Genomic DNA, 12,189 nt, shown 5'->3' with positions numbered 1-12,189 from the left:
TCTGTCATCCATGCAGCAAATCAACGCAGCCAATCATGCTTAATGATATGACGATAAAACCTCGGCTAAATATGTCACAATGACGTGTACCATACTGCCCTGCGACCTATATTAGCGATCAAGCAAAGGATAAAATGCCTGTCGCCGATACCAATAAAACCATGGGTGAACAAACCAGTAAATAAATAGATCAGCAAAACTGATAAGGAAACTATAGTGAGTTCAGTATAAAAACGATACAGTGGGACTGGGATGAGTTTTATGCAGCATCGAGCAGCGCAGGCACAGCACGCAAGGAAAATTTATACCAGTTTCACGTTGACATATAATGTATCTGTTTTACTTAGAATCGACTATAGATATGTCATGCGATGGAGTATAAAGGGGATGCAGTTTAGACAAAAAAGCAAGTTAGCATGTAGTATGGCGCTTGGACTATTGTGCGTGGGCATCAGCGCTTGTCAGCCACCGGCGGCAGATAACACCCCATTGGAGGATACCGCTGCGGATGCGCCAACCACCGAATCACCAAACGCCCCTGTGCCGACCACTACTGACACGCCCAAGCTGACAGAAGCCAAAACGCCAAAAGCGCTGACCAAAGCACTGGTGGCGCTATCTGAAGAAACCCTAAAACAGCAGCTGATCTGCACCAAACTACACGGCACCATAAACGCCATCGATCATAAAAGTCAGGCAGAAAGCATCTACACGGTGCAGCGCCAAATACAAACGTGCTTACCAAGCGCCAATAATACCGAAGTGCTGCAACTGCTGATCGAGTATCAAGCGATGTATCAGCGTTTTTTGCAGTTTAACCCGCCGACCGACAGCGCCGCGTTTTTCACAGTGATGAATGCCGTCGAGCGCGGCGAAAAAATCACCGTGGCACAACTAAAACAAGTGCCGCCACGGGTTCGCTATCTCATTGGTCTGGTCATGGGCCGCTCTGATATCGAGGTGCGCTATATCGGCGCAGGCAATTTTGAGTTTTATCATAATCTGACCACCATGGCAGAGATATTTACCCCTTATCTGCCAGACGATCAGCGTGATTTTATCCAGCGTATGGCGCAGGACAACCAGCATAAGCTGTGGTTTGATGCCGCGATTACCATACCCTTTGATACTGTGGTTGAGCGCGCGGTGTTTTGGGAGGAGTTTATGACGCGCTATCCTGACAGCTATTTTTATGATGATGCCAAACGGTTATTTACGCTGTATCGATATCTACTGTTTTTTGGCTCAGAGCGTACGCGGTGGACAGATGATGAGATACGGACATTGACTCAGTCTGCAAATAATAGGCTGCTACAGCAGCTGGCCAGCCGTCCAAATAGTCAGCTGGCAAAAGACGCACAGACTTTTTTGGCATTTATGCAGCAGACGGCGAGCGAGCGCCAGCAGAGCTATCCGATACCTGCTAGCAGTGAACGTGGCGGCGATGACACCAATAAAGACAACATCGCCCGCTATCAATTAAGCCGCGCCCTACACCTCGCGCTACCACAGTCAGTAGATAGCAAGGACTGCTTGACAGGTATTGTGTGCATAGACGCGCAAGCCGCTGCATAAAAAGCACTAGAAGTGATAGCCAAGCTTCATGCCTAGCGCGTAGCCAGTGCCGTCGTCGATATTTGCCACACGGCCATCGACCTTGGTATCGACAGGGCCACCCTCAAACCACATGTACTGGCCACCGGCAGAGACGCTCAATTGCTCGCTAAGCTTATACTGTGCGCCCAGTCCCAAGGTGGTGATGGCGTCATAAGGCCCCAATAAGCTAAGCGGTGCGCCAGTGCCATGGTCATAACCGGCGCGAATCTCTCCTGAGAGCTGTGGGTTAAACTGCTTACCCAGCGCCACCTCGACCGCGTAGCCATCTTTTTTGTAAGCGGCGAGCGGCTCTTGTGTGGCCACGGTAGCCACCGGCGGCGTCACGCTAAAATCGCTCCAGTCCACCCAGCGCGCATTGAGCATCCCAAGTAGCTGGTATTTTTCACTCAGACCGGTTTGAAAATCAAAGTTGAGCGATTGTGGCATTTTTACCTCTGACTTACCAGATAATGGTAAGGCAACCTCATCGGTAGCAGGGCTGGGCGTGACCCCATCACCGCCAGCAGCAGGCGGCAAAATCACTTGCAAATTCTCCACCCCTGCCACCTGATACTTGGCAGGCGCGCGATAGGTCAATGCCGCTCGTAGGGCAATCTCGGGTATCTCATAAGCCATGCCCAGTACTGGTGCGAGGGTACTTTTGTCTTCAAAGTCCAGCGTATAATAGGTCGGCGCTTCTGCCACTGGCGTGGCAAGTCCATTGACCGTCTCTAACGCTGCTGCTTCCGCTGCGCTAATGGTGCCGTTGTTTTGCTTATCGACCAGATTGTTATACTCCGCCAGAGTTGGCACGCCAAACGCGGCACCGACCAGATCCAGCACTTCCGCCACTGCCGTAGTCATGCCCACAGGCTGCGCGCCTGTGACTTTACCCTTTAGTGTCTGGTGCTCAAGCCCGCCATACAGCCAGATATTGTTGGTTACCTTACCGCCGCCCAATAACGTGATACCTGTCGTCTCGATGCGCGCCTCTGTCGGCCCCATTTCATTATTAAATATATTGCCTGCTGGATATTTGGTATCGACTCCAAAAGGCTTTTCGTAAATCAGCGCCAACGCGGTGTTGGTGGTCGGTGCAATTTTTATCGCCGCTCCAGGCAAGTCAAAATCATCCATCATGTCGTCGATTTTGTTGCCGGCGATATCGGTGCCTTCGATTTTTGGATCGATATAGGCGTAGGACAGCTCAGCGTAGTTGCCCGGCTCAAAAAACGGCGCAACAGACTGCTTGCTATACTCTAGGCCAGCGGCATGCGCAGCGCTGATACTTAAACTCAGACTCAGTGCGGTGAGACTACTGGCCGCCAGCAGATATCGTGAGGCTTGATTAAAATAAAAAAAACGAGAAGTCGCAACCGTGCGAGCCAACCGTGCAGATGGCAGTGATGTCATGACAATATCCTTTTGTCAGTAAAAAACGCTAAGATAGGACAAAACGCGAGACCACCGTCCTATCTCTAGCTTGTGTGTCTCTCGATTAAATAGCGAAAGCTAACATTTGTCAATATAAAAGCAACACCGTCATCCAATAGGCAGTGTTTTATTCGTATTAAATAGTGGCAATATCGCGTATTTAATGTGTCAAAAACATCGATCAAACAGAGAAAAAACATGCAAACGCCAACCGAAGCGCCCCAAACAAAGCATCGAAAACACCTTGCAAAAAAATACTTGCCAGCGGCTTGTAGTATGGGGCTTATGTTGGCCTTGAGCGGCTGTCTTGCGACAGAAAAGCTCGACTATCAGCTAATGCGACAAGAAGATGCAAGATGGGTCGCGGTCGAGCAACTGACCGATAGACTCATCGCCGTTGGTAAGCCTAGCGCGCCTATTGAGGGCGTGGATAATGCGATTGTGTTTGCAGGGGAAAAACACAGCTATCTGGTACAGAGCGCAAACCAAGATCCTGAGCTGACAGCTATACTGAATCACGTCGATCTGGCGCATTTTTCCTTTAAACCCATGCCAACAAAAGACACGCCGCACTTTGCGATAAGAGTTGGTGAAAGCGGCTGCCCCTCAGTGCAGGGCTGTATGGCTTTGAGACTAGGGTATGAAAAACCAACGCAGCAGCTCGCCGCCGGTGAAACGGATCAGCTTGAGGGCGCTGGCTTTACGTGTCACGATGGCTTTGCTGGCGGCATGACCCGCTGTACAAAAACCTTGCGGCGTCTGCCCGTCACGGTAGCACCGGCCATAAAAAATAGCGAGACGCTGCCTTACCGTTTTGCTCAGCCAATCGCCCTGACGTTTTATCATTATCAGCCAGACACCACGTTGGCAGAAGAAAAAAGGCTAAAGGCGCTGATGCCTCTTGCCAAAGCCTTTGACATCATTACCTTTCCTATTCAGCTGATCATGATCGGAGGCGCAAATTAACCACGCCGCCGCGGGCTTGACATGGTATTTGGCTGCTAGTATTTGGCTGCAAATCCTTACCTTTCAGCGATGAGATGGCCTGCGCGACTTTAGGATTTCAGCAGTTTTTTAACCGACAACTCAAGCGACAGATAAGTGCCGATTAATATCACCACCGAGCCAATGATGGCGCGGGTATCGAGCGCCTCGCCCAGCAGCACATAGCCCAAGATAATGGCAAAAATCGGAATCACCAAAGTGATGCTCGTCGCCCGCGTCGGTCCGATATTTTTGATCAATTGGTTCATAAAGATGAGGGCAATCGCTGTAGAAAAGACACCTATACAAACCACCGACACCCACGCCTTGGCGCTGATGCTCTGCTCATAAGGAAACGCATAAAAAGCCACAGGCAGCATCAAAATACTGGCGATGATCAGCGAGCCTGCAGTGATGGCCACGGGTGAGACATTATATAAATAATGACGGGTGATATTGGCTCCGACTGCATAGCCGACGCAGGCAAGTAGCGCATAGCCCATCGGCAACAAACCGTTAGCCAATCCGGCCTCTGAGACACCGCCAGCAAACAAGCTTTCGCTCATCAAGATAGCGACCCCGATTACGCCGATGACCAAGCCCAGCACTTGTCTTTTGGACAGCCGGTCTTTAAAAAAAGTACTGGCGATAAAGCCGCTCATCATCGGCACAGAGGCATTGAGCACCGCCAACACCCCTGCGTTGACCGACTGAGCAGAAAAAGAAAACAACACAAACGGCAGAGCCGCAGAAAAAATACCAACCAACGCCAGCAGCTGCCAATGATCGCGCAGGCCGTCACGGTTTTTCTTATTGACCATGACAAACACCAGCATCACCAGTCCAGCAAATATCACCCGTAGACTGGCAAACGCTAATGAGCCAAACTCAGGCACGCCAATGCGATAAAACACAAACGACAGCGACCACATAAACGACAGCGTGATAAAAATAATGAGATCGCGTTTGCTCATGGGTTCGTCCTAGTTAGCGCTGAGACTGCCTTAGCAGTCATAAAAAATGCCATGTGATAAAACATGGCAATGATAACAGCTTAGGACGTATTGAACATAGCGTAAGTAGCGATTAAATATCGACATCTGATTGTTATTTTGACAAATCCACTTTATCTAAGACAAAATCAATATCTTTGTCACCGCGGCCTGATAAATTGACCAAAATCGTCTCATCAGGCGACATGTCTTTGGCCGCGCGCATCGCATAGGCGATGGCGTGCGCCGTCTCTAGAGCAGGTATGATGCCTTCAAGCCGCGATAGCGCCATAAATGCCTCTAGGCACTCTGCATCTGTCGCTGACTCATAAGTGGCCAGATTGTTATCCTTCAAGAGTGAGTGCTGCGGGCCGACACCTGGGTAGTCGAGACCAGAGGCGATCGAATGCACAGACGCAGGCTCGCCGTCTTTATCGAGTAGCACGTAGCATTTAAACCCATGAATCTCGCCTTTGACTCCAAGTGTCATGGTGGCGGCATGATTGGCCGTCTCCAGCCCCTCGCCAGCAGGCTCGACCCCTATTTTTTCTACGCTGTTATCACCCAAAAACCCGCTAAAAAGACCAATGGCATTGGAGCCGCCGCCGACACAAGCGACTACTTTGTCAGGCAATTTTCCAGTAGCGTCCAAAAACTGTACTCGTGCCTCACGGCCAATCACTGACTGAAAGTAGCTGACGATTTCTGGATATGGCGCAGGCCCGAGCGCCGAACCAATGGCAAACATACTGGTGTCCAGCTCATTGAGATACGTCTCAAAAGCACTGTCGACCGCTTCTTTTAGCGTCCCCGCCCCATGTGACACAGGCACGATATTGGCACCCAAGATTCGCATACGGCTAACGTTTGGATGTTCCTTTTTGATATCGACCACACCCATGTGTATCTCGCACTCCACGCCCATCAGCGCCGCGGCCGTGGCTAGTGCTACCCCATGCTGGCCTGCGCCCGTCTCGGCGATGACTTTGGTTTTGCCCAGTTTTTTGGCGAGTAAGACTTCACCTAGGCAGTGGTTGATCTTGTGCGCGCCCGTATGGTTGAGGTCTTCACGCTTAAAATAAATCTGCGCGCCGCCGCAGTGTGCGCTTAGTCGCCTAGCATGAAATATCGGACTTGGTCTGCCCACATACGTCTCACGCAAGCGCTGCATCTCAGTGATAAAGTCATCGTCTTTGATGATATTGCGAAACCCAGCTTCGATCTCACTCATGGCTTGAGCCAGCTGAGGATGAGCGATTTTGCCGCCGAACTCGCCATACAGCCCGTCATTACTCGGCAAGATTGATTGATGCAGACCGTAGCTGTCTGTTACGTTTTTTGTATTATGGTTTTGTGTGGTATGGCTGCTGGCGGTGTTTTCTGTTGTCATCGTAAACCCTTATATCTATTAAATATGACGCCGTGATTTTGCTCATTAAAAACAGATTTGACTGTAACAAACTTGGTTAACACATTTAGTTGTATCTTTGTTCTAGTACATTGAAACAAATTTTAAGCCAACTTGTCATCTAGGTCAAGTCGCATCGTATATTTGACTGCCCTATCCTCGCGTCATGCACCGTTTTTTATGCACGATATGTCACTGAGACGGCAGACATCGCACAAACTGTCACCAAGAAATAATAAAGTAAGGTAATATTGCTAGACTCTCGTTCATTAGATAAATCAGACCATCAGGAAGCTTATGCAGCGTCGTCAACTTATCAAAGCCATGGGCTTAGGGCTGGGAGCCGTCAGCACCTCTGCAGCCATCAGCGGTTGCCAAACTCTCGCCAAGCAGCCAAAACTGCCTACGACTGTCACCCAAGCGGGTCACTTTCCTAACATCATCGTCGGTAGTGGCTACGGCGGCGCAGTATCGGCACTGCGCTTGAGCGAGCAAGGGCATAAAGTACTGATACTTGAGATGGGCATGCGCTGGGACAGAACGCCTGAGCACGATACCTTTTGCAAAATGATCAGCGCCGATAAACGCTCAAGCTGGTTTAGCAATATGCCAAACGCCCCGATTCCGATTCCCATTCCTATCAGGAAGTATCCGGGCGTGCTCGATTTGATCGAGTATGACGAGATGAAAGTTTTTGCAGGACGCGCTTATGGCGGCGGCTCTATCGTCAATGGTGCAATTGCTATCCAGCCAAGGCGCGCGCATTTTGAAACCGTCTTTCCGTGGATAGATAGTGACGAGATGTACGATACTTATTTTCCCCGTGCTATGAAAAACCTGAAAGTCAGCAACATCCCCGAATCGTTTTTTAATGAGTCCAAGCATTACGAATTCACCCGCGCCGCGGAACGCCAAGCGTCGAGGGCAGGACTGAAAACCGAGTTTTTTGGCAACAGCTATGACTTTGATTACATGCAAAAGGAAGCGCGTGGCGAAGTCTATGCCTCAGCACTCGGCGGTGAAGTCATTTATGGCAATAACGCTGGCAAGTTTTCACTTGACTTAACCTACCTAAAAGACGCCGAAGCCACGGGCAATGTCACGGTAAAAACCCTACGCAAAGTCAATAGCATCCAAGCGCTCGATAATGAGCAACTCAGATTAGAAGTTCACGTCCTTAATACCACAGGCGGCATCGATAACATCGCTAGTATCGAGCATTACACTTGCGACAAACTATTCCTCAACGCTGGTAGTACCGGCACCTCAGAGCTACTGCTCAAAAGCCAAGCCGAAGGCAAGCTGAATAACCTAAACAAACACATTGGCCAGCATTGGGGCCCTAATGGCAACATCATGACGGGGCGCAATTTCGTCCATGCCGCGGGCACTACCCAATCGACCATTCCGGTCAAGGGCATCAATATGTGGGACGGCGACAGAGACGGCTCTAAGTATAAAATCTTTGCTGAGCTTGCGCCCCTACCACTCGGACTTGAGACGTGGACGACGCTGTATCTTGCCATTACGGACAATCCAGAGCGCGGCAATTACTACTATGACAAAGCCAGCAGAACCGTGAAACTCAACTGGAAACGCGAGCAAAACGAGTATTCGGTGAACGCTGCTAAAGAGCTGATCGACAAACTCGCCAAAGTAAATGGCGGCTCGACTTCAAGCTTGCTGTTTACCAAAGGCTTCGGTGATGACTTTTGCTATCACCCGCTAGGCGGCTGTGTGCTCGGCTTGGCGACTGATGACGTAGGCCGCGTCAAAGGGCATAAGAATATCTACGTGCAAGACGGCGCGCTCATCCCCGGTAGCGCTGGGGTCAATCCGTATGTATTTATCACTGGGCTTGCTGAGCGGAATATGGCGAGGGTTTTAAAAGAAGATTTTGGGTAGGGTGTTAGAGTTTTAGAATTTTCTTAGGTGGAAAAACCTCTTGGTAGCATTTCTTTATAAATATATTTATGCCTATTATGAATTAAGATAAAACTGCTATGACTATATCAAAAATCATGTTTGGTCTTAAACGGTGGGCTACATATGCGCTAACCTACTTAGGCACAGCTTGTTAAGACCGAACACTTTTTTTCAAGCGCTTACTTACAGTTGACTTTTCTCACTGATTGTCTTTAAGTATTTATTATTGCGGAATATAACCATAATAAGCTCGCAATACACTCTGACAGAGATTGCACCGAACACCATAACCATTAACCCTGCAAAAAATCCTGCCGCACCCATACCTGAGAACATCACACTAATACCGCCAACAAAAACGGCAAATAGCGATAGCCAATATATAATAGTGATAACTCTGGGTGTAATGAAAGAATCAAATGATAATAACGAATTCATGGTCTAATGTCCTAAATGGAATGCGGATTGTTAAAGCTAATGACAAAATAAGGCTTAATATTAAGTGTAATATTGTAGCAACATTATACCTATGTAGATTAACAAAACAATCTAATTAGAGACATAAGTTCACTTTAATCGTGATTAATTTTCATACTGCTTTTAAATAATTGAAAAAGGACAAAAAATGAAACTACGTATTCTAAAGTCTGCCGTGACCAACCCGTGGTTTAACCTCGCCACCGAAGATTGGATATTTAATACCCTCGACGCAGACTCGCACACATTATTCCTATGGCGAAATAGCGAGACCGTGGTCATTGGCCGCTCACAAAATCCATGGGTGGAATGCAAAATCGATAAGATGGAAGCAGACGAGGTGTTTTTGGCGCGGCGACAGAGTGGCGGCGGCGCGGTGTTTCATGATTTGGGCAATACCAACTTTACCTTTTTATCACCCAAAAACGACTATGACCAAGACGCAAACTTTACCATTATTATTAACGCGCTTAAAAAATTAGGCATAGATGCGGATTTATCTGGGCGCAACGACATGCAAGTTGGTGATAAGAAAATATCCGGCAGCGCCTTTAAACATGCCGCCGATCGCAGCTTTCATCATGGTACGTTACTCGTCAATGCCAACATGCAAAAGCTCGGCGACTACCTCAACCCCCATCCGCTTAAACTCAAAGCTAAAGGCATTAAATCGGTTCGTGCGCGCGTGGCAAACTTGGTTGAGTTTAATGAGAATATCAATCATGAGATTTTATCTGATGCGATTATCGAAGCGTTTTATGAATATTATAATGATACCGCGCCAGTAGAAGAATTGGATGAAGCCAGTCTCGCTAAGCAGCCGACATTAAACAAATATTATCAGCAAATGGCGGATTGGGATTGGCGCTTTGGCAAGACGCCTGAATTTACTCATCACATAGAGACGCGATTTGATTGGGGCATTATTGATTTGCACCTTGATGTGAAGCAAGCAGTGATACGCGATGTGGTTATCTTCTCTGATGCGCTAAACGTTGAATTAATTGATCTATTAAAAGAGACATTGACTGATATCAAATATGACAAACATGAGATTAATGCCAAGCTTGCTGAATTAGGTAAGGCTCATGCTGATTTGGCAGCGCAAATTGATGACGTGTCTAAGTGGCTGACTAGTGAGATGGAAGGTTAGGTTTTTGCTTGATATCTGTAATGAATGCATAGACTCAACTTCCTTTTGCAGCCAATTACTCAAAAGCATCTATACTTTACGCCGACTGAGATTGATATATAGCCTACACCTTTAAATAAACTTAAGTTTGATATTTAGCGTCATAGCCCTCTATAATGTGATGCACATAATAGATCCGCTATAAAAGTCCAAACTTTAAACGTTTAAGCAAGGTAGCACTATGGCAGCCTATATCACCGTCGGCGCAAAGACCTCTCACGGTGGGATGGTCATCTCCGGCTCACCGCACACCACTCACAACGGTATCTCTGTCGCGCGTAAAGGCGATAAAGTCATCTGTAAAAAATGTAAAAAGGTCACTACTATTGTTAGTGGTGACCCGTCGTTTATTGTCGATGGCGCACCTATTGCTCGCGGCGGCGATGTGACAAGCTGCGGCGCTAAGCTGATTGCGATTCAGCAGTCATTTGCGGAGTCGGATTTTGATGTGATGGGAGTTGAGCAGGCAGAGCCTTTGGTGTTTGCAAATTCGGAGCCTGATAGTGAGTTAAGCAATAACTTTGTACAAGACAATGGTGCATTTGGTATAGGAGGTAAAAAAGATTGGATTAAAGGTGCCTTTTCTCTCGGACTATGGAGCCAAGAGCAAGGAAAATCACCTTTAGAAACTCGTAGATTGTTAGATGAGTACAACACTGGCAAACACTATACCAACAAAGCACACCCCTTATTATCAACCGATAAGCCTAAAAACTATGTTGGTAATGAAGAGATGTTTAACCACTATCTACATGGTCAAGGTCAACCCTTAACACTAGAAAATCTAGGTTCCCTAGAGTTATTGAAAAAAGCAGTTGTTAGAAAAGGAGCATTCAAACAAGATGGATCAATACAAAGTCGATTTATTCATCAATTAGTTAGAAAATTCAAAATAAATGATAAAGACTACACTTTTGAAAACTCTTACAATGTTGGTAAAGAAATTGGGATATGGGCTTATGGTAGTGGCGTAATAGCTGGTAAATTCGAAGGTATAATAAATAAAAACTCTGTAAGTGATATTAGAATCTCTGGAAAAATCAACTACTTCTTCAAAGATAAATTTAAAGATCCTTACGATACATTTGACTGGATACCAGGAAGCTGGGATCCGAACGGTACGCCCTATAAAATCACAGGGAGTTGGTCGAACTATATAAACATAACTATTAAAAAATAGGTAAGGATAAAAGTTGTTTAAAAAACATAAAAACCTCTTAGTTTTATTATTCATTACTCTGTTAACTATAACAGTATTATCACTTCTTAATCATAAGATATATCAACCGCCAATCCTAGGTAAGTTAAAACTGAAATATATCTCTAGCGAAAATTACCAATTGACTTACAAGGGTGAAAAAATAGCAGGCAAAGTAACAGCTGTTGATAGCTGGTATGTACAAAACCCTTATGTTTATGGCTCAACCACGAATTTTAAAACGTCGATAGGCGATGGAATAATTTATTTCTTTATCAATGTGTGTGACGGAAATATTTTCGAAACAGAGAGTTCTATAGAATTTGAAAATTATTTGAATGGTAAGAAAATACTGAAAAATAAAAGAAACTGGATGAGTGGCGATAATGCTATAGATATCAAAAGAGCTGAATACTCCTCAAATATCGACTGTAATAACTATCAATAATTTAACAAAACACCTATCACGAAATTTTATAACCCCATCCATGTTAATATCTTAACAAAAAAAATCAGTATATATTGCGTTAAAAATCACTGATAAAAAATCAATAAGTAATCGAACATAATAGACACCACCCCTGTTAAAATATTTTCTGAATCCGAGTATAATTATCAAAACTATAAATCACGCAACCTAAAAAATCTGGAAATAAGTGATCGCACTAAAAAAGAGTATTATAGTCATTTTTTCTAATTTATATTTTTTCAATAGTCTTTAGTTTTTAAACAAGTCCACATATCAAAACTATCAATCATACAGATATGTCAACTAGATTCAACCCCTTACAGTACGTTGACACAGGTAGAGAACTAACAGATGAAGCAGTGGATGACTGGAGATTAACTTATCATATTAAAAATATCTAACTCTAAGACAATCGATATATAGTCAGTTCGAAATAAAATCGATGCGCTCATATGAACGGGCAACTGGTATAAATTTTCCTTGCTTGCTGTGTCTACGCTGACAGATGCTGCG

10 protein-coding genes are annotated in these 12,189 nt (G+C 46.0%); 6 read left to right on the top strand and 4 right to left on the bottom strand.

Annotation, left to right across the window (positions count from 1 at the left end):
- Window positions 1–387: 387 nt before the first annotated feature.
- Window positions 388–1,575: a hypothetical protein gene (locus J3491_RS07325; RefSeq protein ID WP_207969686.1), complete on the top strand. Its 1,188-nt coding sequence runs from the start codon at window positions 388–390 to the stop codon at window positions 1,573–1,575.
- A gap of 6 nt (window positions 1,576–1,581) precedes the next feature.
- On the opposite strand, the gene J3491_RS07320 is transcribed toward J3491_RS07325, so the two are convergent.
- Window positions 1,582–3,009, bottom strand: coding sequence for an outer membrane protein transport protein (locus J3491_RS07320; protein ID WP_207969685.1), 1,428 nt, complete (start codon window positions 3,007–3,009; stop codon window positions 1,582–1,584).
- 219 nt (window positions 3,010–3,228) lie between these two features.
- Here J3491_RS07320 and J3491_RS07315 point away from each other — a divergent pair, with 219 nt between their 5' ends.
- Window positions 3,229–3,996, top strand: a complete 768-nt coding sequence (locus tag J3491_RS07315; RefSeq protein WP_207969684.1) for a YidX family protein — start codon at window positions 3,229–3,231, stop codon at window positions 3,994–3,996.
- Window positions 3,997–4,085: 89 nt separating this feature from the next.
- Here the strand turns inward: J3491_RS07315 and J3491_RS07310 are convergent, their stop codons facing one another.
- Window positions 4,086–4,988, bottom strand: a complete 903-nt coding sequence (locus J3491_RS07310; protein ID WP_207969683.1) for a DMT family transporter — start codon at window positions 4,986–4,988, stop codon at window positions 4,086–4,088.
- 133 nt (window positions 4,989–5,121) lie between these two features.
- Window positions 5,122–6,396 carry a tryptophan synthase subunit beta gene (trpB, locus tag J3491_RS07305; RefSeq protein ID WP_207969682.1) on the bottom strand — a complete coding sequence of 425 codons (1,275 nt, stop codon included), beginning with the start codon at window positions 6,394–6,396 and terminating at the stop codon, window positions 5,122–5,124.
- Between the two features lie 315 nt (window positions 6,397–6,711).
- Here trpB and J3491_RS07300 point away from each other — a divergent pair, with 315 nt between their 5' ends.
- Window positions 6,712–8,319 carry a GMC oxidoreductase gene (locus tag J3491_RS07300; protein WP_207969681.1) on the top strand — a complete coding sequence of 536 codons (1,608 nt, stop codon included), beginning with the start codon at window positions 6,712–6,714 and terminating at the stop codon, window positions 8,317–8,319.
- A 204-nt stretch (window positions 8,320–8,523) separates the two neighbouring features.
- Here J3491_RS07300 and J3491_RS07295 read toward each other — a convergent pair whose 3' ends face one another.
- On the bottom strand, window positions 8,524–8,778 hold the full coding sequence (locus J3491_RS07295; protein ID WP_100748766.1) for a DUF4282 domain-containing protein: 255 nt from the start codon (window positions 8,776–8,778) through the stop codon (window positions 8,524–8,526).
- A 187-nt stretch (window positions 8,779–8,965) separates the two neighbouring features.
- Here J3491_RS07295 and lplA point away from each other — a divergent pair, with 187 nt between their 5' ends.
- From lplA to J3491_RS07280, 3 genes are all read left to right on the top strand, one after another.
- Window positions 8,966–9,970 (top strand): lipoate--protein ligase, encoded by a 1,005-nt coding sequence (gene lplA, locus J3491_RS07290; protein ID WP_207969680.1) that lies wholly within the window; start codon window positions 8,966–8,968, stop codon window positions 9,968–9,970.
- A gap of 220 nt (window positions 9,971–10,190) precedes the next feature.
- Window positions 10,191–11,189 (top strand): PAAR domain-containing protein, encoded by a 999-nt coding sequence (locus J3491_RS07285; RefSeq protein WP_100748764.1) that lies wholly within the window; start codon window positions 10,191–10,193, stop codon window positions 11,187–11,189.
- 13 nt (window positions 11,190–11,202) lie between these two features.
- Window positions 11,203–11,655 carry a hypothetical protein gene (locus tag J3491_RS07280; RefSeq protein WP_075102234.1) on the top strand — a complete coding sequence of 151 codons (453 nt, stop codon included), beginning with the start codon at window positions 11,203–11,205 and terminating at the stop codon, window positions 11,653–11,655.
- Window positions 11,656–12,189 lie beyond the last annotated feature (534 nt).

The sequence above is a fragment of the Psychrobacter halodurans genome, assembly GCF_017498075.1.
Taxonomy (GTDB): Bacteria; Pseudomonadota; Gammaproteobacteria; order Pseudomonadales; family Moraxellaceae; genus Psychrobacter; species Psychrobacter celer.
The sequence above is the reverse complement of the archived record's forward strand: the minus strand, read 5'-3'. Positions and strand labels throughout refer to the sequence as shown.

Excerpts from the sequence above, each read along its gene's own strand:
- J3491_RS07325 (WP_207969686.1), top strand. The coding sequence starts at position 388 with ATGCAGTTTAGACAAAAAAGCAAGTTAGCATGTAGTATGGCGCTTGGA.
- J3491_RS07320 (WP_207969685.1), bottom strand. The coding sequence starts at position 3,009 with ATGACATCACTGCCATCTGCACGGTTGGCTCGCACGGTTGCGACTTCT.
- J3491_RS07315 (WP_207969684.1), top strand. The coding sequence starts at position 3,229 with ATGCAAACGCCAACCGAAGCGCCCCAAACAAAGCATCGAAAACACCTT.
- J3491_RS07310 (WP_207969683.1), bottom strand. The coding sequence starts at position 4,988 with ATGAGCAAACGCGATCTCATTATTTTTATCACGCTGTCGTTTATGTGG.
- trpB (WP_207969682.1), bottom strand. The coding sequence starts at position 6,396 with ATGACAACAGAAAACACCGCCAGCAGCCATACCACACAAAACCATAAT.
- J3491_RS07300 (WP_207969681.1), top strand. The coding sequence starts at position 6,712 with ATGCAGCGTCGTCAACTTATCAAAGCCATGGGCTTAGGGCTGGGAGCC.
- J3491_RS07295 (WP_100748766.1), bottom strand. The coding sequence starts at position 8,778 with ATGAATTCGTTATTATCATTTGATTCTTTCATTACACCCAGAGTTATC.
- lplA (WP_207969680.1), top strand. The coding sequence starts at position 8,966 with ATGAAACTACGTATTCTAAAGTCTGCCGTGACCAACCCGTGGTTTAAC.
- J3491_RS07285 (WP_100748764.1), top strand. The coding sequence starts at position 10,191 with ATGGCAGCCTATATCACCGTCGGCGCAAAGACCTCTCACGGTGGGATG.